At 55.2% G+C, this 26,052-nt stretch carries 19 protein-coding genes; 17 read left to right on the forward strand and 2 right to left on the reverse strand.

Features of this window, described 5'->3' with window-relative positions; genetic code table 11:
* Positions 1-10 precede the first annotated feature (10 nt).
* The 10 genes from FRY98_RS09005 to FRY98_RS09050 all read left to right on the forward strand — a co-directional run bounded on the left by FRY98_RS09005 (position 11) and on the right by FRY98_RS09050 (position 14,552).
* The gene (locus tag FRY98_RS09005) at positions 11-1,789 is read left to right on the forward strand and encodes a sensor histidine kinase (protein ID WP_148451437.1); all 1,779 of its coding nucleotides are present in this window, start codon (positions 11-13) and stop codon (positions 1,787-1,789) included.
* Positions 1,779-3,374 (forward strand): response regulator, encoded by a 1,596-nt coding sequence (locus FRY98_RS09010; protein WP_148451438.1) that lies wholly within the window; start codon positions 1,779-1,781, stop codon positions 3,372-3,374. Before FRY98_RS09005 ends, FRY98_RS09010 begins: the two co-directional genes overlap by 11 nt.
* A 38-nt stretch (positions 3,375-3,412) precedes the next feature.
* Entirely contained in the window at positions 3,413-5,737 is a 2,325-nt protein-coding gene (locus tag FRY98_RS09015; RefSeq protein ID WP_148451439.1) for a glycoside hydrolase family 3 N-terminal domain-containing protein, read from the forward strand.
* Between the two features lie 813 nt (positions 5,738-6,550).
* Positions 6,551-7,012 carry a MarR family winged helix-turn-helix transcriptional regulator gene (locus tag FRY98_RS09020; RefSeq protein WP_148451440.1) on the forward strand — a complete coding sequence of 154 codons (462 nt, stop codon included), beginning with the start codon at positions 6,551-6,553 and terminating at the stop codon, positions 7,010-7,012.
* Between the two features lie 35 nt (positions 7,013-7,047).
* Positions 7,048-7,884 (forward strand): DUF6544 family protein, encoded by an 837-nt coding sequence (locus FRY98_RS09025; protein ID WP_148451441.1) that lies wholly within the window; start codon positions 7,048-7,050, stop codon positions 7,882-7,884.
* Between the two features lie 215 nt (positions 7,885-8,099).
* On the forward strand, positions 8,100-9,587 hold the full coding sequence (gene araA, locus FRY98_RS09030) for an L-arabinose isomerase (RefSeq protein ID WP_148451442.1): 1,488 nt from the start codon (positions 8,100-8,102) through the stop codon (positions 9,585-9,587).
* 119 nt (positions 9,588-9,706) lie between these two features.
* Positions 9,707-10,798, forward strand: a complete 1,092-nt coding sequence (locus FRY98_RS09035; protein ID WP_148451443.1) for a GntR family transcriptional regulator — start codon at positions 9,707-9,709, stop codon at positions 10,796-10,798.
* A gap of 139 nt (positions 10,799-10,937) precedes the next feature.
* Positions 10,938-11,627, forward strand: a complete 690-nt coding sequence (gene araD / locus FRY98_RS09040) for an L-ribulose-5-phosphate 4-epimerase (RefSeq protein ID WP_148451444.1) — start codon at positions 10,938-10,940, stop codon at positions 11,625-11,627.
* Positions 11,628-11,679: 52 nt separating this feature from the next.
* Positions 11,680-13,350, forward strand: a complete 1,671-nt coding sequence (locus tag FRY98_RS09045) for a ribulokinase (RefSeq protein WP_148451445.1) — start codon at positions 11,680-11,682, stop codon at positions 13,348-13,350.
* 65 nt (positions 13,351-13,415) lie between these two features.
* Positions 13,416-14,552: a sn-glycerol-1-phosphate dehydrogenase gene (locus tag FRY98_RS09050; protein ID WP_148451446.1), complete on the forward strand. Its 1,137-nt coding sequence runs from the start codon at positions 13,416-13,418 to the stop codon at positions 14,550-14,552.
* Positions 14,553-15,181: 629 nt separating this feature from the next.
* Here the strand turns inward: FRY98_RS09050 and FRY98_RS09055 are convergent.
* Positions 15,182-16,153: a LysR substrate-binding domain-containing protein gene (locus tag FRY98_RS09055; protein ID WP_148451447.1), complete on the reverse strand. Its 972-nt coding sequence runs from the start codon at positions 16,151-16,153 to the stop codon at positions 15,182-15,184.
* A 149-nt stretch (positions 16,154-16,302) separates the two neighbouring features.
* Here FRY98_RS09055 and FRY98_RS09060 point away from each other — a divergent pair, with 149 nt between their 5' ends.
* A complete protein-coding gene (locus FRY98_RS09060) occupies positions 16,303-17,220 on the forward strand; it encodes a DMT family transporter (protein WP_249043375.1) in 918 nt (305 codons plus the stop codon).
* On the forward strand, positions 17,204-17,944 hold the full coding sequence (locus FRY98_RS09065; protein ID WP_148451448.1) for an SDR family NAD(P)-dependent oxidoreductase: 741 nt from the start codon (positions 17,204-17,206) through the stop codon (positions 17,942-17,944). Before FRY98_RS09060 ends, FRY98_RS09065 begins: the two co-directional genes overlap by 17 nt.
* A 1,000-nt stretch (positions 17,945-18,944) precedes the next feature.
* On the opposite strand, the gene FRY98_RS09070 is transcribed toward FRY98_RS09065, so the two are convergent.
* The gene (locus FRY98_RS09070; protein ID WP_148451449.1) at positions 18,945-19,862 is read right to left on the reverse strand and encodes an ArsR/SmtB family transcription factor; all 918 of its coding nucleotides are present in this window, start codon (positions 19,860-19,862) and stop codon (positions 18,945-18,947) included.
* Positions 19,863-20,232: 370 nt separating this feature from the next.
* On the opposite strand from FRY98_RS09070, the gene arfA reads away from it, so the two are divergent.
* The 5 genes from arfA to FRY98_RS09095 all read left to right on the forward strand — a co-directional run bounded on the left by arfA (position 20,233) and on the right by FRY98_RS09095 (position 25,938).
* Positions 20,233-21,744, forward strand: coding sequence for an arabinosylfuranosidase ArfA (gene arfA, locus FRY98_RS09075; RefSeq protein ID WP_148451450.1), 1,512 nt, complete (start codon positions 20,233-20,235; stop codon positions 21,742-21,744).
* A gap of 28 nt (positions 21,745-21,772) precedes the next feature.
* Complete coding sequence (locus FRY98_RS09080) at positions 21,773-23,113, forward strand: ABC transporter substrate-binding protein (RefSeq protein ID WP_148451451.1); 1,341 nt, start codon at positions 21,773-21,775, stop codon at positions 23,111-23,113.
* 70 nt (positions 23,114-23,183) lie between these two features.
* Positions 23,184-24,077, forward strand: a complete 894-nt coding sequence (locus FRY98_RS09085; protein ID WP_148451452.1) for a carbohydrate ABC transporter permease — start codon at positions 23,184-23,186, stop codon at positions 24,075-24,077.
* Between the two features lie 4 nt (positions 24,078-24,081).
* Positions 24,082-24,915 (forward strand): carbohydrate ABC transporter permease, encoded by an 834-nt coding sequence (locus FRY98_RS09090; RefSeq protein WP_148451453.1) that lies wholly within the window; start codon positions 24,082-24,084, stop codon positions 24,913-24,915.
* A 54-nt stretch (positions 24,916-24,969) separates the two neighbouring features.
* Positions 24,970-25,938: a glycoside hydrolase family 43 protein gene (locus FRY98_RS09095; protein WP_148451454.1), complete on the forward strand. Its 969-nt coding sequence runs from the start codon at positions 24,970-24,972 to the stop codon at positions 25,936-25,938.
* The last annotated feature ends 114 nt before the right edge of the window (positions 25,939-26,052 follow it).

Consider the following 26,052-nt stretch of genomic DNA (forward strand, 5'->3'; position numbering starts at 1 on the left):
AAGAGACACCATGAGGAGACATTACCGAAAATATTTGGGAAACTTCGGTCTCAAGCGTAAAGCGCTGGTGATCTTCCTGCTGTTTGTGATCCTGCCGACATTTGGAGTCGGCGTTGTGGTCCAGTATAAGTTTAACCAAATCTTAAGGGATCAGTTTGTGAACTCCACGAAGCGAAATTTGGACAATGTGACCAATCAGCTTGAAGAGCAAACGAGAAGAGTGGAGGATATCGCCAACTATCTGATTCTGAGTCCGGACATGCGGTCGTTCCTGAGGTCTTCTCCGCCGCTCGGCAGCGAGCAGCGCGAGAAGCTCAAGCGGAATATCGAAGAATTTCTCACCTTCCAGCTCATGTCGCGCAGTTATATCCGTTCGATCGAAATCGCTGGATATAATGGAAGCTTGATCCAGATGGGCGAGCCGTTCCGCGGCGACGAATCCCGGTGGGAACTTCAGGCCGAAGCCCGCAAAGGCGGGATGGTCTGGACGGAAGGATACAGCCTGAACAGCGATTGGAACGGAGATGTCCGAATTCTCTCCATGTTCCGGATTTTGAATTCCTACAGTGAAATTACGAAGCCGACGGGCCGCTTAACGATCCGGATGGATGAGGCGAGCATCGTGGACTTGCTGGAAAAAGGAATTTTCGAGGACGGGGCGGGAACGGTCTTTATCATCGGGCCCGAAGGGCAGGTGATCTTGAGATCGAAGGATGACCTGGGCGATCGTTTTGTTCCCGATGAAGCGATGCTGGGCAAGCTTGACTTGGGGCAGGAGGGTTTTTTCTCCTATCCGATAGACGGAAAAGCCTATATGACCTTGTTCTCCTCCATGGATAACACCGGCTGGAATGTCGTGGCCATGATCCCCGAGACGACGGTGTCGGAAGGGTTTCGCGGCGTCAAACTGCTGATGCTGTTTATACTGGCGGCCATCCTGCTGCTCGGCCTTACCGCGCTGATCGGGTTCCATTATACGATTATCATGCCGATTCTGCGGCTAAAGAAAGAAACGTACCGGGTGATGCACGGCGATTTCACCGCACGCGTCCCGATCGAATCCAGGGACGAAATCGCGGAGCTGAATCATAAATTCAACGAGATGGTCGCCACCATTCAGCAGTTGATCGACCATAAGTACAAGCTGGAGCTGCGGGAGCGGGAATCCGAACTCAAGCTGCTGCAAAATCAGATGGATCCCCATTTTCTGTACAACACGCTGGATATGATAAGGTGGACGGCCAGGCTGGAAAAGGCGGAGAAGTCCAGTCAGCTGATCGAAATGCTGTCCAAATTTTTCCGTTCCAGCGTCAATAACGGCAGTTATAAGACTACCTTGCGCCGGGAGATGGAGTTCGTGCAGTCCTATCTGTATCTCCAGCAGCGGCGTTTGGGGGAGAAGCTGAAATATACGCTCCATACCGAAGCGGGTCTGGAGGACACCTTGATGCTGAAGGCGACCGTTCAACCGCTGGTGGAGAATTTCTTGAAGCATGGATTTGACCGCACCAAGGCCGTCAATGAAATCAGCGTAAATTGTTATGCGGCCCATGGCGAGATTTGGATCGACGTCATCGATAACGGAAAAGGCATGAATCGGGGAACCTGGGTGAAGGGAGACGGCAAGCCTGGAGCGATGTCCAACATTCATGAGAGGTTGTCGATTTTTTTCGGACCGGAATACGGCTTGAAGGTCATCGGCACTTCCGCGCAGGGGACTTGGGTTCGCTTGCGGGTTCCCAAGGGGGAAAGTCAAGAAGATCACGGTGGTGAGCGTCATGAACAATAAACTTGGGAATAAGAACGGCGAGGTAAACATGCTGATCGTGGACGACGAGCCCGTCATTTGCGAAGGCTTGCGCTGTACGATCGACTGGGAGAAGCTGGGCGTCCGGGTCGTCGGCGAAGCTTATGACGGAATGGAAGCGCTGAGGCTCGTTCAGGAACATGGGGTGGATCTCGTGCTGTCCGATATTCGCATGGAGGGCATGGACGGGCTGCAATTGGCGAAATGCCTGAAAGAACGGTTTCCGGAAGTGCGCGTCATTATGATCAGCGGGTATGAGGATTTTGATTACGCCCGGCAGGCGATTCGGCTGGGAGTCAGCGATTACCTGCTCAAGCCGGTGGAGATCGACGAATTGACCGAGGTGGTAAAAAAGGTCGTCCTGTCGCTCGGGTCCGAAGCGAAGGCCGGGGGGATGCAGGAGGTCGAACTGTGGCTGTCCCATATGGCCCGCCATGGCATCGCTTACGGAAAGCAAGCTCCCTCTTCTTTGCGCGGGGCGCAATTCCGGGTCTTGGCGACGCAGCTGGACTGCTTCTACGAGCAGTTTGGCGAGCAGCCGCCGGAAGGGTACGAAGAGATCCAGGATGACTGGATCGATCGGCTGCATACCGCGGTTGCGCGTCCGTTCCTTCGCGCGGTATCCGTATTTGACCATGAGAACCTGCTCATTACACTGGTCGTATCCGATGTGAACATGGATCGGGCCGCGTGGGACCAATGGCTTGGCGCCTTGCGTTCTAAACTCAAGGAAGCCCGGCTGTACTGCGGCGTGTCGGAGCCGTATGACGACCTGGAGGAAACGGCCAACCGCTGCGCCGAAGCCAGCGGGTTGCTGCCTTATCACTTGCTGGACGACAAAGCCGTTCTGCTGCCGGAAGATCGGGAAGCGGCGGCGCGGGAGCGGACGATTTCCGCCTTCGACGCGACCGATGCCGCGCAGCGCCTGATGGCCGCGATGCTGAAACAGGATGCGGCGGAAGTCCGGGCCCGGGTTGCCGGGATCTTTACTTTTTTCCGTGAGGAAGGCTATTTGCCCGAAGAAATTTTGCGCTCGTACGAAGAAATGTCGGCCTTGCTCCGGCAGCGGCTGCGCAAAAGCGGAATGACCGGACTGGAATACGGTCCCCGCGGGGCGTGGGATTTGAACATTTTTAACACGTACGGTTCCCTGGAAACCGCCGTCCTGGAAGAAATGAGCCAGCTGATGCAGCGAATCGAACGCCATGGCATCGATAAGTCCTATTGGATCATCGAGAAGGCGAAGAAATTTATGAACGAGCATAACGGTACGGATTTGAAGGCTTCCGAAGTGGCGGCTTGGCTGAAAATTACGCCGAGCTATTTCAGTTACATTTTCAAACAGGGGACCGGAAAGAGTTTTACGGAATACATGAACGAAATGCGGATGGAACAGGCCAAGACGTTGCTGGCCACCACGCACGACAAGGTTTTTGAAATCGCGGACAAGGTAGGTTACAAGGAATACAAATATTTCGTCTCCGTGTTCAAATCGTATACGGGGATGACGCCGAAGGAATATCGCGGGCTCAGCGCGTCCAAAGATGCGGCAGCCGAGATCGACTGAGGACCCGCCTACTTGTGGGGAAGCGAGGGAGACGTGGAATGGAAAAATACAAATCGCCCCGCGTGGCGCTTGAGGAACGCGTCGAGGATCTGCTCGGCAGAATGACGCTGGCCGAAAAAGTGGGGCAATTAAACCAGCGGATGTACGGTTGGAACGCCTACCGCAAGGTGGGAGACGGATACGAACTTACGGACGAGTTCAAAAAGGAAGTGGCCTGGGGCGGGGGAATGGGAGCCCTATACGGTTTGTTCCGCAGCGACCCCTGGTCCGGCGTGGACTACCGCACCGGCATTCCGGCCGCGGACAGCGCCAAGGCGGCCAACATGGTGCAGCGTTATGTCATTGAGCACACCCGGCTGGGCATTCCCGTTCTGTTAACCGAGGAATGCCCCCATGGGCATCAGGCCTTGGACGGAACGATGCTGCCGGTCAATTTGGGCGTCGGCTCGACTTGGAACCCGGTGTTGATGAAGCGGGCCTACGGGATGGTCGCTTCCGAAATCCGGAGCCGAGGCGCGCATGTCGGCCTGGTCTCGGCGCTGGATATTCTCCACGATCCGCGCTGGGGGCGTTCCGAAGAATGCTTCGGCGAGGATCCGTATTTGGCCGCCAGGTTTACCGAAGCGGCCGTCCGGGGCATGCAGGGCGAAAGCCCGGACGATCTGGCGGGGACCGATAAAGTGGCGGTGGTCCTCAAACATTTATGCGCACAAGGCACCGGCCTCGGAGGCCGCAACGCCGGCCCGGCTCCGATCGGCGAGCGCGAGCTGCGCGAAATCCATCTTCCCGGCGCCAAAGAGGGGAAGGATGTGGGCGCGGCCGGCTTTATGGCCGCGTATAACGAGATCGACGGCATTCCCTGCCATGCGAACGAGCGCCTTTTGACCGGGATATTGCGGGAGGAATGGGGGTTTGACGGCATCGTTATGGCGGACGGGGGCGCGATCGACCGGCTGATTGCGCTTACGGGAAGCCATGAGTCCGCCGCCGCGCTCGCCCTGGCGTCGGGAGTGGACCTGAGCTTGTGGGATACGGCGTTTTCGACGCTGGAAGAGGCGGTGAAGCAGGGGCTTGTTTCGGAGGCGCTGATCGACCGGGCGGTGCGGCGGGTGCTGCGGCTGAAATTCAGATTGGGCTTGTTTGATCGGCCCTATGTCAACGAATTGCGGGCAATCTCGGTCGTCGGCAAACCGGAGTTCTGCGAAGTGAATTTGCAAATCGCCCGCGAATCGGCCGTGCTGCTCAAAAACGAGGGAGGACTGCTGCCTTTGGGGCCGAAGCCCGGAAGAATCGCGGTCATCGGCCCGAATGCCGACCGCTTGTACAACCAGTTGGGCGACTATACGAGCGTTCAACGGAAGGGAGTCGGCACGACGATTCTCGAGGGGATCCGGATGATGGCGCCGGAAGACACGGAGATCGTTTACGCCCGAGGCTGCGGCATTCGCGACGAGGACGAAAACGGCTTGGCGGAAGCCGTGGAGGCCGCGAAAGGCGCGGATGTTTGCGTCTTGGTGTTGGGCGGCAGCAGCGCCCGCAGGTTTGACGGCGTTTTCGACAGCAACGGAGAAGCCGTGATCGGGGAAGGAGGCCTTCCCGCGGAGATGGATTGCGGGGAAGGCGTCGATCTGGCGGATCTTGCGCTCGGCGGAGTTCAAGTCCGACTGGCCAAGGAGGTGGCGGCTACGGGAACTCCGGTGGTTGCCGTACTGATCCAAGGCCGGCCGCATGCGATCGGGGACTGGGCGGACGGCTGCGGGGCGATCCTGTGCGGCTGGTATCCCGGAACGGAGGGCGGCCGGGCGGTGGGAGAGCTGCTGTTCGGCAGGGTGAACCCCAGCGGCAAGCTGCCGGTCTCCCTTCCCCGCTCTTCCGGACAGCTCCCGGTCTACTATAACCAGAAGGATCCCGGCCGGCCAAGGGTCTATGTGGACATGACCTCGGCGGCGCTGTATCCGTTCGGTTACGGATTGAGCTACACGGAATTCGAGTATGGAGAGCCGCGTCTGTCGCAATCCGACATCTCCGCCGCGGAACTTGCGGAAGGCGGCAGAGTCACCGTAACGGTAAGGCTGAAAAACACGGGAAGCCGGGTCGGGTCCGAAACCGTCCAGTTGTATATCCGGGCCCGCGAATCGGGCATTACCCGCCGCATCGCCGAGCTTAAGGCGTTCCGGAAGCTGGAGCTGGCGCCCGGCGAGCAGCGCGACATCACGTTCAGTTTGGGCGAGGAGGCGTTCGCCGTCTGGAAGCCGGACATGACGTTCGGCCTGGTCCCTTGCCGGGTCACCATTATGGTGGGCGGGAACTCCAGGGACACGGTGGGCGCGGAATTGAAAATTACGGGTGGCCGCCTGGGGTAATGAATTTTAGCGGATAAAAAGAATGGCGGCAACCGTTTCGCCGCGATTTTGTCGAATTCGACTGGGGGACTAATAGCCGTAACCGCCTCCCTTTGAAGCCGGACGGGTAAATAAGGGCCATTTGCGGCGCTATTTTGTCGAATTTGGCTCTTCGGTGTGAAATAGCGGTCATTTGGGACCTTATTTTAGAGAAAGTCGGGCAAAAACCGGATTTTTGGGTTCGCACCAGTGATATAAGGCCTTTTTTGACCGCTATTTTTCCCGAAAAAGCGAATCGGGCCGAAATAGCAGCCCCAAACGCCGCTATTATAACGGACGGCCAGTAAAAGTTGCGGATCGGCAGCACATGTTTGGGTTTAATGTAACGTCAGTGCCTGAAATGGTGTATATCGGCAATAGGGCCGCGAAATAGATGGAGCTTTTCCAGCTAAATCCGATCCAAGAGCCAAAGAGCGGTACATTTTAACAGGAAATTTCCCCGTTACAATTGTGGATGTTGACAACGTATATCCGAAACTACCCTATCCCTATCACATCCTTTCCAACGCTAATTCTTTAGTTCAACCTATATAGAAACTTCCGTAATAAACATACTCCATACGGTTCTTAGTTCCCACAACTTATTTGCCTGAGAAAAAATCAACCAACATGAGGATTTGCATGGCCCTGACTTCGTTGAAGTAGGGGCCTGCTTTTTTGCTTTTAACATGCCGCTACGATGGGGGGTACAACATATATCACTGAAAACAGGTAATTGATTATGTAAAATAAAAAAACGTAACTAGTTACCTATTTGCAAGGAGGTTTAGCGCGATGAATCAAGAGGAGAAGCAAGCATTCATTTTTGCTACTATACTGACACTGGCGAATCGGCTGCAAATCGTAGGGGATAAATTAGATAAGAATATCACCTTGAAGCAATGGCTCCTGATCGCCATTATTTTAAAGAATGGAAGCCCGGCTCCCACACTAGGTGAAGTTGCGGGCATCTTCGGTTGTTCCAGACAAAACATAAAGAAACTGGCCATGATTCTTGAGAAGCAGGGGTTTGTTGCCCTCAAGAGAGATGAACAGGATGCGAGAGTGGTCCGGGTTCAGTTGACATCCAAGTGCCACGCTTATTTTAAGGGACGAGAAGATCTTGAAAATGAGCTTATGCAAGATTTATTTCATCATTTTGATGAGAAGTTAACGGACGGTTTATTTTACGGTATTCAACAGTTGGCAGACAATCTGGGCCGGATCGAAGAGAATTACCGCGCAAGGGAGAGTTAAAGGATTTGAGGATAAGGAAAGGAGTACGAAAACCTATGTTGATCGGATTGTCCTTACTGGTTTTAACCGTTGTTGCCGTCGTCGTTTTTTTTGTTATTCCGTATTCGCCCCTGAAGGCGGAGTTTAATCGGGATGTCAAGGAGCGTATAGATCGTTCAAGCCAAGTGACAGGGGTGCTTACCTATGAAGAAGTCGAACATTTACCCCTTCCTGTAAAGAGATATTTGAAGACCTGTGGTTATATGGGCAAACCGAAGAGTTCACACATGAAAATCAATTTTAAGGATGTGGATTTTAAGCTATCGCGGGAAAAGCCCATGATCAAAATAGATTACTCGCAGGTTAATTTTGTGCAGAAAGCAGATCGGGTTGCATTCATCGATACACGGATGTACGGCATTCCATTTCAAGGATATGACTCTCTTCTGGACGGTGAAGGAGGCATGAAAGGCGTTTTGGCCAAAGGGATTACCTTGTTCAACGAAACGGGAGGGGATATGGATCAGGCGTGCTTGGCGACCTTTTTATCCGAGTCGTTATTGATTCCCGATGCTGCTCTGCAAAGCTACATTTCCTGGAAAGAGGTGGACAATACGCACGCAAAAGCAATCATTACCTATGGTGGCATCGAAGCTAGCGGTATATTTACTTTCGGCGAAACCGGGGAATTGCTCTCGTTTTCAACGGAGGATCGGATCTATACTTCGATGAATGGCGATCGACAGCAAGTGAAGTGGACGGCATTGTTTAGCGACTACCAAACTAAGGATGGCCGTAAGCAGCCCTCTCGTTTACAGGCGATATGGCATCTTCCGGAAGGCGACATGATTTACTTTGATGGTCGAGATTTTCGAATCGATAGATTTATGTGATAAATATATCGGGGGTTACGCTGCCTACCTGGAATTCGTACTGACGTTGCTTACAAAACATCACATAGATTTTTAGCTCTTGCTATTTGGCGGAAGTCGGAATAAAATATAATCATTATAAGTTGTACGTACAAGGTTGGATTAAACTACATTATTTAAATATTGTATGTACAAGAGGTAAGACAACATAATCGTATAGTAGGAGGCGTATACACATGAATTTGAAACCGTATTCATTTTGGTTCGTGACCGGAAGTCAGCACTTGTACGGTCCGGAGACGCTCGAGCAGGTCGCCGAGCACTCCCGCATTATCGCCGAGCAATTCGATCAAGACCCCGCTTTCGCGTATCCGGTCGTCTTCAAGCCGATCGTCAAAACGCCGGATGAAATTTACAACCTCTTGCAGCAGGCCAACAGCGACCCTTCCTGCGCCGGCGTGATCACTTGGATGCATACCTTCTCCCCGGCCAAAATGTGGATCGCCGGTCTGGCGCAGTTGCAAAAGCCATTGCTTCATCTGCACACCCAATTTAACCGCGATATCCCATGGGAATCGATCGATATGGACTTCATGAACCTGAACCAGTCCGCCCACGGCGACCGGGAATACGGCCATATCGGCGCCCGCCTCGGCATCGCGCGCAAAATCGTCGTCGGGCATTGGGAGGACGGCGAGGTTCGCGGCGATATCGCGGCCTGGATGCGGACGGCGGTGTCCCATGCAGAAAGCCGCAGCCTGAAAGTGGCGCGGTTCGGCGACAACATGCGCGAAGTGGCCGTAACGGACGGCGACAAAGTCTCCGCGCAAATCCAGTTCGGCTGGTCCGTGAACGGCTACGGAATCGGCGATCTGGTCCAGGTGATGAACGAGGTCAGCGACGCCGAAGTCAAGGCGCTGCTGGAGGAATACGCGGACAGATACACGATTACCAAAGAAGGCTTGAGCGACGGACCGGTTCGCGATTCCATCGCTTACCAGGCGCGGACGGAAATCGCCTTGAAACGGTTTCTTGAAGAAGGCGGGTTCGGCGCGTTCACGACGACCTTCGAAGACCTGCACGGCATGAAGCAGCTTCCGGGGTTGGCGGTACAGCGCCTGATGGAAGCGGGCTACGGCTTCGGCGGAGAAGGCGACTGGAAGACGGCCGCCCTCACCCGTGTGCTCAAGGTGCTCGCGGATAACAAGAGCACTTCGTTCATGGAGGACTATACCTACCATTTCGAGCCGGGCAATCATATGATTCTCGGTGCGCACATGCTGGAGGTATGTCCGACGATCGCGGCGACGAAGCCGACGATCGAGGTGCATCCGCTGGGCATCGGCGGCAAGGAAGACCCGGCCCGGATCGTCTTTGACGGGCAGGATGGGCCGGCGGTTAACGCGTCGCTGGTCGACCTGGGCCATCGCTTCCGGCTCCTTGTCAACGTCGTCGACGGCGTGAAGGTCGAGAAACCGATGCCGAAGCTTCCGGTCGCCCGCGTACTGTGGAAGCCGCAGCCGTCGCTGCGGGAATCCGCCGAGGCCTGGATTTTGGCCGGCGGCGCGCATCACACGGTGCTGTCCTACGCGATGACGGCCGACCAACTGTGCGACTGGGCGGACCTGGCCGGCATCGAAGCGGTCATTATCGACAAGAACACCGATGTGCGCCGTTTCAAGAACGAGCTTCGCTGGAGCGATGCGGCTTACCGCTTGAGATAACGGCCCGGCCGCTCCCGTCCGGATTTGCCCGGCCTGTGATACAATAGCGGTTAGAGTGCAAAAAGCGCGCCGCGATTTAACCGTACGGCGGCTGGAGTAAATGAAGGATGGAGCAAAATATGGAGAATCGCAAAATTCCAAAGTACATGCAGTTGAAGCGCGAGCTGCTGACCTGGCTGCAATCGGGAAGGCTGCAGCCGGGACAGCAGTTTCCTTCCGAGAATGAAATCGCGGAGCAGTTCGGCCTCAGTCGGCAAACGGTGCGCCAGACCTTCGGCGAACTGGAGAAGGACGGATGGCTGGAGCGCATCCAGGGGAAAGGGACATTCGCCCGGAACCCGCAGCGTCGGGAAAGCGAGCAGGTCAAGACGATCGGCATCATTACGACGTATATTTCCGACTATATTTTTCCCCATATCGTGCGGGGAGCGGAGGCGGAGCTGCGCAGCAGAGGATACCGGCTTCTTCTCAGCAGCACGGACAACACCAAGGAGAAGGAAATGGAGAGCCTGCAGCTCATGACCAGCCAGCCGCTCAGCGGCCTGATCATCGAGCCGACGCGGAGCGCGGAGGGAAATCCGAACCTGCGGTTCTTTCTGGATTTGCAGGCCAAAGGCATCCCTTATCTGATGATCAACGAGAAATACCGGGAACTGGAGTGTCCCTGCCTGAAAGTCGATGACGAAAGCGGCGGCTACAAAGCGGCCTCCTATCTGCTGGAACGGGGACACGACTCTATCGCGGGGTTTTTCAAGAGGGACGACCTGCAAGGGGTCGGCCGTTTGAAAGGTTTTTTGGCGGCCCACAGGGACTATGGTGTTCCGGTGGGCTCCAGCCGGGTGATCACTTATACGACCGAGCAAAAAAACGACCTCCCCTTTCAGGAAGCCCTGAAATTGCTCGGGAGCCCGCAGGGGGAGCGGCCGACCGCATTTGTGTGCTACAACGACGAATTGGCGGTCATGCTGATGGAGGCCGCGGCCCAGTGCGGGCTCCGCGTTCCGGAAGATTTGTCGCTGATCGGTTTCGACGATTCCAGCCTGGCGGTTGCCTCGGGGACGAAGCTGACCACGCTCACCCACCCGAAGACGGAAATGGGCGAAACGGCCGCCCGGCAGCTGGTGGGGATGATCGAGGACGGGGCCGAATATGAGGACGTTCTCTATGAACCCGAGCTGATCGAGCGGGATTCGGTCATTACCAGAAAATAACGTTTAAAAGGAAGAATCGGGCGTTCCCTTCTCCTCCCTGACAAAGGAAGGGGTAGGGACGCTTGCTGGGTGACTTGTACGTACATTTTGAAATGCTGAAAAGAACATGGGATCAAAACGGGAAAGGAAGTGGCTGTTCATGCTGGAAAAGCTGAAGCGGCAGGTGTTGGAAGCCAACCTGGAGCTGCCCAAATACGGGTTGGTTACCTTTACATGGGGAAATGTCAGCGGTATTGACCGGGAGAGCGGCTTGTTCGTTATCAAGCCCAGCGGGGTTCCTTATGAGGAATTGAAAGCCGAGCATATGGTCGTTGTCGACCTGGAAGGCCGGGTCGTGGAGGGAGAGCTGCGCCCTTCGTCCGATACGCCGACGCATATGGTGCTGTACCGCTCATTCCCCGAGATCGGGGGCGTAGTTCACACCCATTCGCCGTGGGGCACGAGCTGGGCGCAGGCCGGACGTGCGCTGCCGGCTTACGGAACGACGCATGCGGATTATTTTTACGGGGAGATTCCCGTAACGCGTCCGATGACGAAGGAAGAAATCGAAGGCGCTTACGAACTGGAAACCGGCAATGTCATTGTGGAGCGGTTCAAGGACCTCGACCCAAATCAGGTGCCCGGCGTTCTGGTTCATTCGCATGCTCCGTTCGTATGGGGCAAGGATGCCCATAACGCGGTGCACAATGCCGTCGTGCTGGAAGAGGTGGCCAAAATCGCCGCCCGGATGCTGCAAATCCGGCCTGACACGCCGCCGATGGAACAGACGCTGCTGGACCGTCATTTTTTGCGCAAACATGGAGCCAACGCCTATTACGGCCAGAAATAAAGCATAGGGAAGAACTTATATATTTATATAAAACGGTTCAGGAGGGTTAGCGATGAGCAAAAAATATACGATCGGTGTCGATTACGGGACGCAGTCGGGGCGCGCCGTATTGGTGGATCTGTCCGACGGCCGCGAGGTTGCGGACCATGTCACGCCTTATCCCCACCATGTCATCGACGAGTATCTGCCGGGCTCGGGCATCAAGCTCGAACACGACTGGGCGCTGCAGCATCCCGACGATTACCTGGAGGTTCTGCGGAAATCGGTTCCCGCGGTCCTCGCCGAATCCGGCATCGATCCGGCCGACGTGATCGGCGTCGGCATCGACTTTACGGCTTGCACGATGCTGCCGATCGACGAAAAGGGCGAGCCGCTGTGCTTCGACCCGGCGTATGCCGAACGGCCGCACAGCTGGGTCAAGCTGTGGAAGCACCATGCGGCCCAGCCGGAGGCCGACAAGATCAATGAGATCGCGGCCGCCCGGGGAGAGGACTTCCTGCCGCGCTACGGCGGAAAGATTTCCTCCGAATGGATGATCGCGAAGGTGTGGCAAATCCTGGACGAGGCGCCGGACATCTACGAGCGGGCCGACATGTTCCTGGAAGCGACGGACTGGGTCATTTCGCAAATGACCGGCAAAATCGTCCGCAACAGCTGTACCGCCGGCTACAAGGCGATCTGGCATAAGCAGAAGGGGTATCCGGATAAGGCCTACTTCAAGGCGCTCGATCCGCGGCTGGAAGATTTGACGGATACGAAGCTGCGCGGCGAGGTGATCCCGCTCGGCACCAGTGCGGGCGGCCTGACGCCGGAGATGGCGGAGCTGACGGGCCTTCGTCCGGGCATCGCCGTCGCGGTGGGCAACGTGGACGCCCACGCCGCCGTCCCCGCGGTCGGCGTCGTGACGCCGGGCAAGCTGGTCATGGCGATGGGCACCTCGATCTGCCACATGCTGCTGGGCACGGAGGAGAAGCAGGTTGAAGGCATGTGCGGCGTCGTCGAAGACGGCATCATCCCGGGGCTGTACGGCTATGAGGCCGGGCAGTCGGCGGTCGGCGACATTTTTGAGTGGTACGTTGAAGAAGCGCTGCCGGCCTATGTCAAGGAAGCGGCCGCCCAAGAGGGCATCGGCGTTCATCCATGGCTGGAGCGGGAAGCGGCCAAGTACAAACCGGGGCAAACCGGGCTGCTCGCCCTCGACTGGTGGAACGGAAACCGGTCCGTGCTGGTCGATACGGATTTGACCGGCCTGATCCTCGGCATGACGCTGCTGACCAAGCCGCAGGAGATTTATCGCGCCCTGCTGGAAGCGACCGCGTTTGGCACGCGGAAGATCGTCGACGCGTTCCACTCGAACGGCGTGGCGGTCGATGCGCTGTACGCCTGCGGCGGGCTGCCGCAAAAGAACCGGCTGCTGATGCAGATTTATGCGGACGTCACGAACCGCGAAATCTTCGTCGCCGATTCCAAGCAGACGCCTGCGCTCGGCGCGGCGATGTTCGCGGCGGTGGCCGCGGGCGCGGAAGCCGGCGGCTACGATACGATCATTGACGCGGCGTCGCAAATGGCGCGGGTCAAGGAGGAAACGTTCAAGCCGATCCCGGCGAACGTGGAGGTTTATGAACGCTTGTATCAGGAATACAGCAAGCTGCACGACTATTTCGGCCGCGGGGAGAACGATGTGATGAAGCGGCTGAAGGCGATCAAGAAGTCGGCGGAATAAAACGTTATATGTAACGGGTGTTAAGCTATAGAAAAAAGCGAAATCGACAGTGGGGAGGAATCGGAATGTCCATGGTCAAGGAAGCGGCGTTTTTTGAACGAATCGTCCTCGAAACGGGAGCGTTATCGCAGGTGGCGCCGTATTTACGGGAGCGCGGCAGCCGCCGGCTCCTGCTGGCGGCGGACCGCAACACCTATGAAGCCGCGGGCCGGGATCTCGAGCGGATGCTGGCCGAGGCGGGGCTGGAACCGGCGCTTTGCCTGCTTGCGCCGAATGAAACGGGCGATGTGGTGGCCGACGAGGCCTCGCTAATCCAACTGCTGCTCGCGGTCGAGCCGGGCATGACGGAGGCGCTGGTGGCGGTCGGTTCGGGGACGATTCACGATATCGTCCGTTTCGCCGCGCACAAGAGCGGGATTCCGTTCGTTTCCGTGCCGACCGCTCCCTCGGTGGACGGCTTCACGTCGGCCGGCGCCCCGCTGATCATCCGCGGGACCAAAAAGACGGTGCCGGCCGTGCCGCCGGTCGCCATCTTCGCCGATCTGCGCATACTGATGGAGGCGCCCCAGCCGCTGGTGGCCGCCGGATTCGGCGATATGCTCGGCAAAATGACGTCCCTGTTCGATTGGAAGTTCTCCAGCCTGACGGCGGGAGAACCGTACAACGAACAGGCCGCGCTGATCACCGAGCGGGCGCTGGCCTCCTGCGTGGAGCACGCCCGCGAGATCGGCGAGCGCACGGAGCGGGGCATCACGGTGCTGATGACGGCGCTGATCGAGTCCGGCATCGCCATGCTGTTGTTCGGGCAGTCGCATCCGGCCTCCGGCGCGGAGCACCATCTCTCCCATTACTGGGAGATGGAATATTTGCGCCGGGGTCGCCGGGCGCTGCTGCACGGCGCCAAGGTCGGCGTAGCCTGCGCCGAAATTTCGCGCCTCTACCATGACGCCGCCGAGCGCGGCGTCTATCCGGGCGGCGAGCCGGAGGCGCTCCGCCAGCATGGCGGGCAGGTGCGCGAATGGCTGGCCGCCGTGCCCGGGGAGGCGGCCATACGCGAGCTGCTCCGGCTCGCGGGCGGGCCGTCCAGCCGGCAGGAGCTCGGCATTGACGACGAGCTGCTGGCGGCCAGCCTCCGCGAGGCGCACCTCATCCGCGACCGCCATACGCTGCTGCGGGCGCTGAACGAGGCGGGCGGGCGATAAAGCCCGCCCAATCAAAAACGAGCTGACGAGGGATTTCCGTCGTCAGCTCGTTTTTGGGTTAGTGGCTTTAGCCAGTTGAGCACTCGAAGCGTGCGAAACAAAAAACACCCGATGGGTTCGTTATCATAGGAGTGTTCAAGCTGCTATGTATAACGAAAGGAAAAGGTAGTTTAATGGCTAATGGCTAATCGAAGTGAGATGTCACATTATAAAGAGGCGCCTAGTGTGTTTCCAAGCTTCCAACTCTAAAAAGATGCAAATCTGCAGGTATTTAAGCCGATTCCCGGGGGAATGCGAAAAAAGATGTAAATCTGCAGGCATTTCCAGCGATTTTAGAGAAACGAGCCGGTTTCGTCAAAGATTCCTGCAGATTTGCAGGAATTTTAAAATTTTGGGCCCCGAACAAGAAAAAACATGCAGATATGCAGGAATTTTATGTTATCGAGGTGGTCTGAAGGGGGACTAGTAATAATCGCACCCCTTCAGGGGTAGGCAAAAGCGGCAACGGTATAGTAGCTTGAACGAAGTGAAAGCTAGCGCCTTTAGACGCGAGCCGGAGTAATAAAGGCTTATAGCCTAAGAGCAAGCCACCGTTTGACGGGTGGTTATGATTCGGTGCAGATCTGTTCCTACTTTCGCACCTGCACCTGTTCTCGCTCCTTCGCCAGCCCCTGCTCCTTCTCCTTCTTTTGCTTCTTTTTCTGCTTCTGCTCCTGCTCCTGCCCCTGCCCCTGTTCATGTTCCTCCGTGCTCACCCCCAAGAGCTTAAGCAGCGCCCGCAAAGCCGGTGTCATATAAGCGTCTTTGCGGTAGATGAGTTCGGTCTTCATGCGTCTGAGGGCCTCGGGGACTTCATGGATCCGCAGCGAGCCGACATTTCCCGGCATTTCCGCAACGACTCGGGGAACGAGGGAAATGCCGAGTCCCGAGGAGACGCCGCCCAAAATCGCCTCCAAGGTGCCGAATTCCATCGTCTTCAGCTGCCGGATCCCGCGGGAGTGCTGCCATCCCTCCAGAATTTCGCGGTATGAACAGCCTTTGCTGTATACGAGATTCGGCTTGGTCAGCGCGTCGTCCAGCTCGATAATCCAAGGGGCGGAGATCACCACGACCTCTTCGTCGAACACGGAGACCGGCGTAAGCTCGGGATGCCGGCATGGCGTACTGATAAAAGCTACGTCCAGCTCATACTGGAGTACTTTTTCCATCAGGCGGTCGGATAAATCGGTGGTCAGCGTCAGCTCCACCTTGGGATGCATTTCGTAATACCGGCTCAGCAGCCTGGGCAGCCGGACGGCCGCCGTCGTTTGCGAGGCCCCGATCAGCAAAGGCCCGCCCGGTTCGCTGGACGGCGAGAGCGCAAGGGCGGCTTCATCCAGGAGCCCGATGATTTTGTCGGCATAAGCCAGCAGGGTCTGGCCGCTGGAGGAAAGGGTCATTCCCCGGTTATGCCGGTGGAACAACGCCGTCCCGATTTCGCTCTCCAACTGGCGGATCCGGGCCGTCACGTTCGACTGAACATACCCGAGCCGCAGCGCGGCTTTGGTAATCGAGCCTTCATAGGCCACCGCCTGAAATATTCGCAGGTCCGCACTTTCCACAAGCCATCCTCCGTTCGTTATCAAAGAATCAATTTATTAGGTATCGTTTTTTGTGATATCGGATATCTGTAACGTTCATTATACATAAAGGCAAGGCTCCTCTACAATACAATCATGATCGACAACCAGATGGCAGGGAGGAAATAAACTTGAGTATTGGCAGGTCACGATTCACCATTCTTGTTCTTTTGACGACCTTTCTTATGGGGGTGGCGTTTCCGGTTGGAAAAATAGGGCTTACCTACGCCTCCCCTTTTTTGCTGATGGGGCTCCGCTTCGTTCTGGCCGGAGGTTTGCTGGCTATTTTCGTGCGGAAAAGGAAGCAGCCGAGGGGCGCCAAACAATGGCTTCAAGCCGCCGTGTTGGGATTGTTTCAGTCCGCCGGCGTCATGGGGTTCGTGTTTTTCAGCATGCGCTGGATCAACTCGGGGGAATCGGCCATTATCACAAGCACCAGTCCGCTTATGGTAATCGTGCTGGGCGCCGTTCTTTACCGGAAAATTTACCGGTGGCGCCAATGGCTGGGGGTTGTTATCGGCTTTGCCGGCGTCGTTTTAACTTTTGGTCTCCATGTGCGAATCGAACCTGGAATGCTGTTTTGCTTTGCCGGTGCCGTTTGCTTTACGGTCGCTACGCTTCTGATTAACCGGTATGGACCGGAGTTCGACATGACCGTGCTGGCGGCATATCAGATGCTGGCCGGCGGGATCGCTCTGCTTGTCCTGAGCTCGTTCGCGGAAGCGCCCCGCTTCGCTCTCAACGCAGCCTCGCTGCTCGTGCTGTTTTGGCTCGCGGTGATGTGCTCGATTGTCCAATTCTCGCTCTGGTTTTATTTGCTTAAACACGGGGATCCGGCCCGCACCAGCGCGTTTCTGTTTCTCGTGCCGCTCTTCGCGGTCCTCTGCAGCTTCGTCCTGCTGGACGAACGGATCGCTTGGTATGTTTATGCGGGGGGAGCGCTGATCTGCGTGGGGGTATTTATGGTCAATTGGTCAGGCGGACGGAAGGACGGTCTGGTCCATAGAAACGAAGGGATGGGGGTAATTGTTAATGGAATTGAAAAATAAAGTGGTTTTGGTCACCGGTGGTGGAACCGGCATCGGGAGAGCGACCAGCCAGCGGCTTGCGAGCCGGGGAGCGATCGTTGCCGTCAATTATTCGCGGTCGGTGGCGGAAGCCGCAGAAACCGTTCGCGCTATCACGGAAGCTGGCGGAAGAGCGATGGCCTTCCAAGCGGACGTCTCGCGAAAGGGGGACGTCGATCGAATGGTTGACGAAATCGTGCGCGAATTCGGAACGGTGGATCTGTTGGTCAACAATGCGAGCATCACCCGTCATATCGCCATGGATGATCTGGAGGCCGTTACGGAGGAGGCGTGGGAAGCGCTTTTTGGCGTGAACGTTGTCGGCATGTTCCATTGTGCTCGGGCCGTGGCTTCCTACATGAGAGCCTCCGGCGGAGGGGCGATCGTCAACGTGGGCAGCGTAGCCGGGCTGACCGGCAAGGGATCTTCGCTTCCTTATGCCGTTTCTAAATCGGCCGTCCACGGTCTGACGAAGTCGTTGGCCCATGCTTTGGCTCCCACGATCCGGGTAAACTGTGTCGCCCCCGGAGCCGTCACAACCCGCTGGTGGGAAGGACAGGAAACCCGGATGCATTCGTTAATCACTCATCTGCCTCTGGAACGGATCTCTCCGCCCGAGGAGATTGCCGAGATGATCTGCGCCCTGCTGGAGCAGCCCTCGATCACCGGGCAAATCATTACGGTCGACAACGGGCAGACGCTGTAAGCGTTGAGCCGAAGTCGAGTCGCCCGCCCGGCTTCAATAGAAGCGGCCTGGGGAAGGCGCGCCCTTGCCCTGTTAGGGGTAGGGCGGGGCAGGGCTGTGGCTAGTATCGGGACCAGGGCAAGGGACGGGGCCGTGGCAAGGATCGGGGGCCGTGGTCGGGGCGGAGCCGTTGCCAGGGTTGGTCCGGGCCTGGGACCTGGTCGGAGCTGGGGTCGGCCCTGGCTCTGAGTCTGGCTCTGGCTCCGGCCTCCCGGCCCGCATCATCCCCGGCCAACCCGAATTAACGGCCATTTGGGGCGCTATTTCGGCCAAATTCGGCTTCGGCGGGATAATAGCGGTCCAAAAAGGCCTTATTTACTGGCCAGGTACCCCGAAACCGGGGTTTTGGCCGTGTTTGCCCACTAGCGTTGCATTAACCCGAAGGGTCTAATGGCCGTAACCGCCTCCCTTTGAAGCCGGGCGAGAGGATAAACGGTCGTTTGCGGCGTGATTTTGTCGAATTTGTCCCTTCGGTGAGAAATAGCGGTCATTGGGGGCCTTATTTTAAGGAAAAGCGGGCCGAAAACCGATTTTTGGACTCGCTCCAGAGAAATAAGGCCTTTTTTAGCCGCTATTTTCCCCGAAAAAGCGAATTTGGGCGAAATAGCAGCCCAAAACGCCGCTATTATAACGGGCGGCAAGTGAGATTGCGGGGTCGGCAGCACCATGTCAGGTTTAATGCAACGCCAGTGGTGTTTGCCTCAAAATAAGGCCTCAAAAGTCCGCTATTCCGTCCCGATGAGCCGAATTCGACAAAATAGCGCCTCAAAAGGCCTTTATACTCCCGGGCGGCGGGTGCCTAACCGGATTTTTGGATTAGCCCTGAACAGGTGCGCTAAGCGGCGTTTGACCTTGACCTGGCCCAGGTTTCCAAAAAACAGGAAACCGGCATCAAAAGCCCAAACTCGTGAGTTTGGGCTTTTTTGCGGTGTGGAGTCTTTAGCGCCGCTACATGCTCAGCTCACTCCCCGTTCACATTGTATAGTACTCGCGCCAACAGGTCCTGGCTGTAGTTGCCGAAGTTTCGGCCGTAGATCGTCAGCCCGCGCTTGTTGAACGACTTCTCCGTTACGGCGATGCGGAACGTGAGCTCGCTTTTGTAATCGAGCTGAATCTGGTCCAGCGTGACATCGGAAATGCGGCAGCCGTCGATAAAGCTTCCTTCATGGTTAATGCGGATCAGCTTCAGCATGCCGTATTGGTTGAGATGCGGGGGCCACCAGTCCGGATTGAATGTGCCGCGGGCGTCGCCGAAGTCTCCCGGGCTGGTCCAATAGCCGATTTCGATGCCGTTGATATAGAAGTAAATGTCCGATGGGTAGTTGTCGCAATATCCCGGGGCCTCCGAGCCCAGCTCCATGGAAAACTGGATTTCGCGGAAGGTCTGGTTCGGCTTGAGATAGTTCGGAATCCGGTATTCCAGGTAGCCTTCGGTCAGCCAGATGATTTCCGAATCGATCCGCTGCGGGTCGGCGAAATAGCGGGGATCGTCAAAATCGCCGATAATGCTGTCCTTGGTCGCCAGTCCGCAGGTCGGCAGGGCCTGGTAATTGCTGTAGTGGCCTACCTGGATTTCCACTTCATACAGATTCTCGACTTCCTTGCTTTTAAGATCGACCATCAGCTTGTCTTTATTAAGGTAGCAAATTTTCTGGATGCCGTGTTTTCCGACCGTCGTATTGATTTCAATCAATCCGCTTTCTTCCAGCTTCTTAATATGCATCGTAATCGCCCCGTTGCTGAGATTCAGCCGCGTCGCGAGTTCATTGAGGTTCAAGGCTTGGTTTTTGGCCAGCAATTCCAGGATCTGAATCCGAATCTCCGAGCTCAACGCTTTGAAAATATCGATCCCGCTCATCAAATCCTTGATGTAAATCATAAGATAACCCTCTTCCGATTATAGTAGACACCATTTTACTTTAAATAATTATAAACTAACACTTCCTTATAATAAAGAAATATATCCCAAGACTCTAGAGAAAGAAGAAAAAAGACAAATATTTAACAAAAAACGCGCATAACATTTAAATAAATATGAAATGAATACGGTGAAAATACGGTGTATTTGTTTGGAATGTGCTGAAATTTGGCGAATAATCATTTAATTTTATAAAAATATAAAAAGTTTTAGATTTATATATTTACAGCCTCCTGGTTATATGTTATTTTATACCTGTAAGCGTATTCATTCAAGTTTAATCGAAAAGTTTTAAGAAGATCTAAAACGGAAGGTGATAGAGGTGCCGCCAATGTCAGCAGGATCAAAAGCTAAAATGATCGTGGACAAATCATTCCGGATTTCGGAGATCGATCCGCGGATTTACGGTTCTTTTATCGAGCATTTGGGAAGGGCCGTATACGGAGGGATTTATGAAGCTTCCCACCCGGACGCCGATCCCGCGGGTTTTCGCAATGATGTCAAACAATTGATCCGGGAACTGAATGTGCCGATCATTCGATATCCCGGAGGGAATTTCGTATCGGGCTATAACTGGGAAGACGGGGTCGGACCGGTGGAGAACCGGCCTAAACGGCTGGAGCTCGCTTGGAGAACCGTAGAGCCGAACTATGTCGGCACCAATGAATTCGTGAAATGGGCCCAGGAAGTCGGTTCCGAAGTAATGATGGCCGTAAATTTGGGCACGCGCGGCGTGGATGCGGCAAGAAATCTCCTGGAGTACTGCAACCATCCCGGTGGAAGCTATTGGAGCGATTTGCGCCGGAGCCACGGTTATGAACAGCCGCATCGCATCAAGACCTGGTGTCTCGGCAACGAGATGGACGGACCTTGGCAAATCGGACAGAAGACGCCGCAAGAGTACGGAAGATTGGCGTATGAAACCGCCAAGGCGATGCGTCTGATCGATCCGTCCATTGAGCTTGTTTCCTGCGGCAGCTCCAGTACGGGCATGCCGACTTTCCCGGAATGGGAAGCGGTAACGCTGGATCATACCTATGAGGTTGCCGATTACGTCTCTTTGCACCAATATTACGGCAACCGGGACGGCGACTCGGCCAATTTCCTGGCAAGAACGATGGATATGGAACATTTCATCAAGACGGTGGCCGCCACCTGCGATTATGTCAAAGCGAAGAAGCGGAGCAAGAAGACGATGTATCTGAGCTTCGATGAGTGGAATGTATGGTATCACTCCAATGATGCCGACGCCAAAATCGAGCCTTGGACGATCGGTCCGCCGCAGCTTGAGGATATTTATAACTTTGAAGACGCGCTGCTGGTCGGCAGTATGCTGATAACCATGCTCCGCCATGCCGACCGGGTGAAGATGGCCTGCCTGGCCCAACTGGTGAATGTGATCGCGCCGATCATGACGGAGAATGGAGGCCGGGCCTGGAAACAGACGATCTTCTATCCGTATATGCACGCCTCATTGTATGGCCGGGGCGTTTCTCTGCAACCGATTGTCGACTCGCCGCGCTATGACGCGCAGGATTACACCGATGTTCCTTATCTCGACACCGCCGTTGTTTATAACGAGGCGGAGGAAGAGGTTACGATATTTGCAGTCAACCGGAACCTGAACGAAGCGCTGGATTTGGAATGCGATGTCCGCAGTTTCGAAGGCTACCGGCTCGTCGAGCACATCGTGATGGAACATGAAGATTTGAAAGCGGTAAACACTGCGGCAGAGGAGAAAGTCAAACCTCATTCCGGGGGAGGCGCTTCCTTGCGCGACGGCTATCTCACCGGCAGACTTGCCAAAGCGTCCTGGAATGTCATGCGTTTGAAAAAGGCTTAGGCCAATTAAAGAAGCGGAGGGGTCAAGTATGAAGAGAAAGTGGTTTATCACACTGCTGGCGCTGATGATGACTACGGCGTTATGGGGCTGCAGCGGCAAATCGTCCTCCTCGGCCGGAGCGGGCGGGGAAACGTCCGTGCTCGAAGGCGGAGCGGGGGAAAACGCTACGGAATTATCCTATTGGACATTCGTCGAACTTCATGGCCAACACTTCGAGAAGATGCTGCAAAAATGGAATCAAGCGAATCCGGACCGGCAAATCAAGCTGAATGTTACCGTAATGCCTTATGACGATATGCACAACAAGCTTTCGATCGCCGTTCAAACCGGTGTGGGCGCTCCGGATATTTCCGATATCGAGCTCGGCAAATTCCCGGACTTTTTGAAGGATACACCGCAGTTGGTACCGCTGAACGATGTCATCGATCCTTACAGGGATACCATCGTCAAATCGAGAATCGACATTTACAGCAAGGACGGCCAAAATTACGGCATTCCCACTCACGTAGGCGCTTCGGTGGCGTTCTACAACACGGAGATTTTGGAAGAAGCGGGCGTGGACTACAAGAGTATCGTTACGTGGGAAGATTTCAAACAGGCCGGAATCAAAGTCTATGAGAAGACCGGCAAATATATGGGCACCGCGGATACGAGCGCAACCTGGCAGCTGTCCCAGTTGTTAGCCCAACAGGGCACCGACTTTACGGACGACCAGGGCAACCCGCAGATCAATTCGGAAGCGATGGTCAAAGCCCTCACGATCCTGAAAGATCTCCAGGACAACAACGTTATCGCCACGATCGCCGGCGGCCAGCCGGATACGGAAGAAGCTTACGGCGAATTCAATGCCGGCAATTACGCAACCGCATTCATGCCTTTATGGCAGATGTCGAGATACACCAACTATATGCCTGAACTGAGCGGCAAGATCGCCCTTGCTCCGATTCCGGTCATTGAGAAGGGCATGCCTAGATCCGTCGGCGGCGGCGGTACGGGGACCGTCGTAACCAAAACGGCCAAGGACATCCAACTGGCCAAGGACTTCCTAGCTTTCGCCAAGCTGTCCGAGGATGCCAACATCGAAATCTGGAACACGCTTGGTTTCGATCCGGTCAACATGGACATTTGGAGCAAAAAGGAAGTTACGCATAACCCGGAAAATGCATTTGTGAAGTACTTCCAAAACAACCCGTTTGATGTCCTGAACGACATCAAGGATGAAATCCGGATGATCAAGTCGACCTCGGCCTCCCCGACGATCAATAACGTGCTCTGCACCGTGACGTTAAACGAGATCTTTGAGGACGGCAAGGACATTAAGCAGGCGCTGGACGATGCGCAAGCCCAAATTTTGCAGGATCTGAAATAAGCGGTACGAATCCAAGCCAGGGAGCTGCCCCGCCACGGGAGCGGCTCCCTTCCCAAAGGAGTAGGAGACTATGATAAAAAGATTTCTGTATTCGCAAAAGGTCGCTCCTTACGTGTTTGTGCTGCCTTTCATCTTGGTTTTTGTGATTTTCTGGGCGTATCCGCTGGCCAGCTCCTTTTCCATGAGCTTTCAGAAGCTGACCCTCGGGCAGGAGCCGCAGTGGGTAGGGATGGATAACTATGCCAAGCTGATGGGGGACGGCATCTTCCTTAAAGCGGTGATCAACAGCGCGGTTTATATGGTGCTCACCTTGATTATTTTGATCCCATTTCCGATGCTGTTTGCCGTCTTGATCAACAGTAAATTCATGTGGGGACGGGAATTTTTCAAATCGTCCTTCTTTTTCCCGGCACTGACTTCGGTTGTCGTTGCGGGGACGATTTTTCGGCTGATGTTCGGAGAGATGGAAGGCTCGCTGATCAACAGCGTTCTGGGCTACTTCGGCATCGACCCGGTCAAGTTTTTGAAGGGCCAAGTCACAGGCTATATCGCACTCGTTGCGCTGGCGACTTGGAGATGGACGGGGGTCAATATGCTGTACTTTTTGTCGGGATTAAAAAGCATTCCCGATGAATATTACGAAGCCGCCTCCATCGACGGAGCGACCCGGTTCCAGAAATTTACGCAAATTACGATGCCGCTGCTCAAGCCGACGACGATCTATGTGTTGACCATCAGCATCTATGCCGGCCTTGCGATGTTCATCGAGAGCATGATGCTTTGGAACGGCAACAACTCGCCGAAAAATATCGGTCTCACCATCGTAGGCTATCTGTACCGCCAAGGGATCGAAAAGAACAACCTGGGCTACGCGGCCGCGGTCGGGATCGTTCTGCTGGCGATTACGATGATTATCAATTTGACGCAGCTGACATTCTCCGGAATGTTTAAGAAGGAGGACTGATCTCATGAAAAAGGATACCGCGATCAAAGTGTCCCTCTTTCTGCTTTTTTCCATTCTCTGCCTTCTGATTCTCATCCCTTTTTATGCGGTGACCATCGCTTCGTTTAAGCCGGGTGAGGATTTGGTCCGGTATGGACTGAATTTGCGTTTTGATTTGAATGTCATGAGCTTCGACAATTTCATTTACTTGTTTACGGGAGAGCACGCCTATTTCAGCTGGTTCTTTAACTCATTGTTCTTAACGGTCGTTCAGGTCGCTCTAACCTTGTTTGTGAGCGCCACCGTTGCTTATGGATTTTCGGCCTACGAATTCAAAGGAAAAAACTTCCTTTTTATATGCGTGCTTCTGATCATGATGGTTCCGTTTGAAATTTTGCTGCTTCCGCTGTACACGCTGACCTACAATATCGGGCTGATGAACAGCTATTCGGCGATTATTTTGCCGGGGATCGCGGGCGCGGCGACCATTTTCTTTTTCAGACAGTATTTGAGCGGCATTCCCAAGGAGATCATTGCGGCCGGCCGGGTGGACGGAGCCTCGGAATACGGCATCTATATGCGTTTGATTTTGCCCGTGATGAAGCCTTCATTCGCGGCTATGGCCATCCTGAACGGGATGAACAGCTGGAACAATTTTCTCTGGCCGTTTATGGTGTTGAGCGACGCCAATAAATACACGCTTCCGATCGGGCTGAAGACGCTGCTCACTCCTTACGGGAACAACTATGATCTGTTGATTGTAGGCTCTTTCTTTTCGATTCTTCCGATATTTATCCTGTTCGTGGCTTTCCAGAAATATTTCATTGATGGGATGACCGCAGGTGCCGTGAAAGGCTAAGCCTTTTGCGTTCAACCTTATAGATAGAATATAGAAAAAAGGAGAGAACAAGGGATGAACACAAAACGAGATTACGTCAATCCGGTGGTGGAACAGCGTGCGGATCCATGGGTTTACAAGCATAGCGACGGTTACTATTATTTTACCGCCTCGGTTCCCGAATACGACCGGATCGAGATCCGGCGCTCGGCCACCATCCAAGGCTTAGGTGAGGCCAAGCCCGTAGTGGCATGGCGCAAATACGACACAGGTCCGCTCAGCGCCAACATTTGGGCCCCGGAGATCCACTATATTCAAGGGAAATGGTACATTTATTTCGCGGCGGCCCGGACGACCGAAACGCAGGACGGCCTGTTCGATCATCGCATGTACGTGCTGGAGAACGGCTCGGCGAACCCTTTGGAGGGGAAGTGGGTGGAGAAAGGACAAGTTCGAACCCGTTGGGAGAGCTTCGCGCTGGATGCCACCACCTTCGAACATCGGGGTGAACTTTACTATGTCTGGGCTCAGAAGGATCCGGAGATCGAGGGGAACTCCAACCTGTACATTTCCCGGATGGAAAATCCGTGGACGCTAAAAGGGGAGCAGGTCATGATCTCAACGCCGGAATACCCTTGGGAAATCATCGGGTTCCGGGTGAATGAAGGCGCCGCGGTACTGAAGCGGAACGGGCGGATTTTCATCGCTTATTCGGCCAGCGCGACCGACCATAATTACTGCATGGGATTGCTCTGGGCCGATGAATCGGCCGATTTGCTGGATCCCCGCTCCTGGAGCAAATCGCCGGAGCCGGTCTTCCGGACGTGCGAAGAAACGGGACAGTACGGGCCGGGGCATAACAGTTTTACCGTATCGGAGGACGGCGAGGACGTGATGATTTATCACGCCCGGAATTACAAGGAGATTACGGGAGATCCGCTTTATGACCCGAACCGGCACACCAGAGCGCAAGTGTTCGGTTGGACGGAAGACGGAATGCCCGATTTCGGAATTCCGGTGAGGGACGGGGTCCGAAACAAATAAAAATGCGGGACAACGGAGGATCGCCTGCGGCATTTGGCCGAGGCGGTCTTTTTTTGCGGGAATAGGAGAAACAACCTTACCCAAACATCAAAATTGTGCAACAAATGAACATAA

The organism is Paenibacillus faecis (assembly GCF_008084145.1).
In the GTDB taxonomy this organism is placed as follows: domain Bacteria; phylum Bacillota; class Bacilli; order Paenibacillales; family Paenibacillaceae; genus Fontibacillus; species Fontibacillus faecis.

Coding starts and splice junctions, on each gene's coding strand:
- FRY98_RS09005 (WP_148451437.1), top strand. CDS start 11: ATGAGGAGACATTACCGAAAATATTTGGGAAACTTCGGTCTCAAGCGT.
- FRY98_RS09010 (WP_148451438.1), top strand. CDS start 1,779: ATGAACAATAAACTTGGGAATAAGAACGGCGAGGTAAACATGCTGATC.
- FRY98_RS09015 (WP_148451439.1), top strand. CDS start 3,413: ATGGAAAAATACAAATCGCCCCGCGTGGCGCTTGAGGAACGCGTCGAG.
- FRY98_RS09020 (WP_148451440.1), top strand. CDS start 6,551: ATGAATCAAGAGGAGAAGCAAGCATTCATTTTTGCTACTATACTGACA.
- FRY98_RS09025 (WP_148451441.1), top strand. CDS start 7,048: ATGTTGATCGGATTGTCCTTACTGGTTTTAACCGTTGTTGCCGTCGTC.
- araA (WP_148451442.1), top strand. CDS start 8,100: ATGAATTTGAAACCGTATTCATTTTGGTTCGTGACCGGAAGTCAGCAC.
- FRY98_RS09035 (WP_148451443.1), top strand. CDS start 9,707: ATGGAGAATCGCAAAATTCCAAAGTACATGCAGTTGAAGCGCGAGCTG.
- araD (WP_148451444.1), top strand. CDS start 10,938: ATGCTGGAAAAGCTGAAGCGGCAGGTGTTGGAAGCCAACCTGGAGCTG.
- FRY98_RS09045 (WP_148451445.1), top strand. CDS start 11,680: ATGAGCAAAAAATATACGATCGGTGTCGATTACGGGACGCAGTCGGGG.
- FRY98_RS09050 (WP_148451446.1), top strand. CDS start 13,416: ATGTCCATGGTCAAGGAAGCGGCGTTTTTTGAACGAATCGTCCTCGAA.
- FRY98_RS09065 (WP_148451448.1), top strand. CDS start 17,204: ATGGAATTGAAAAATAAAGTGGTTTTGGTCACCGGTGGTGGAACCGGC.
- FRY98_RS09070 (WP_148451449.1), bottom strand. CDS start 19,862: ATGATTTACATCAAGGATTTGATGAGCGGGATCGATATTTTCAAAGCG.
- arfA (WP_148451450.1), top strand. CDS start 20,233: ATGTCAGCAGGATCAAAAGCTAAAATGATCGTGGACAAATCATTCCGG.
- FRY98_RS09080 (WP_148451451.1), top strand. CDS start 21,773: ATGAAGAGAAAGTGGTTTATCACACTGCTGGCGCTGATGATGACTACG.
- FRY98_RS09085 (WP_148451452.1), top strand. CDS start 23,184: ATGATAAAAAGATTTCTGTATTCGCAAAAGGTCGCTCCTTACGTGTTT.
- FRY98_RS09090 (WP_148451453.1), top strand. CDS start 24,082: ATGAAAAAGGATACCGCGATCAAAGTGTCCCTCTTTCTGCTTTTTTCC.
- FRY98_RS09095 (WP_148451454.1), top strand. CDS start 24,970: ATGAACACAAAACGAGATTACGTCAATCCGGTGGTGGAACAGCGTGCG.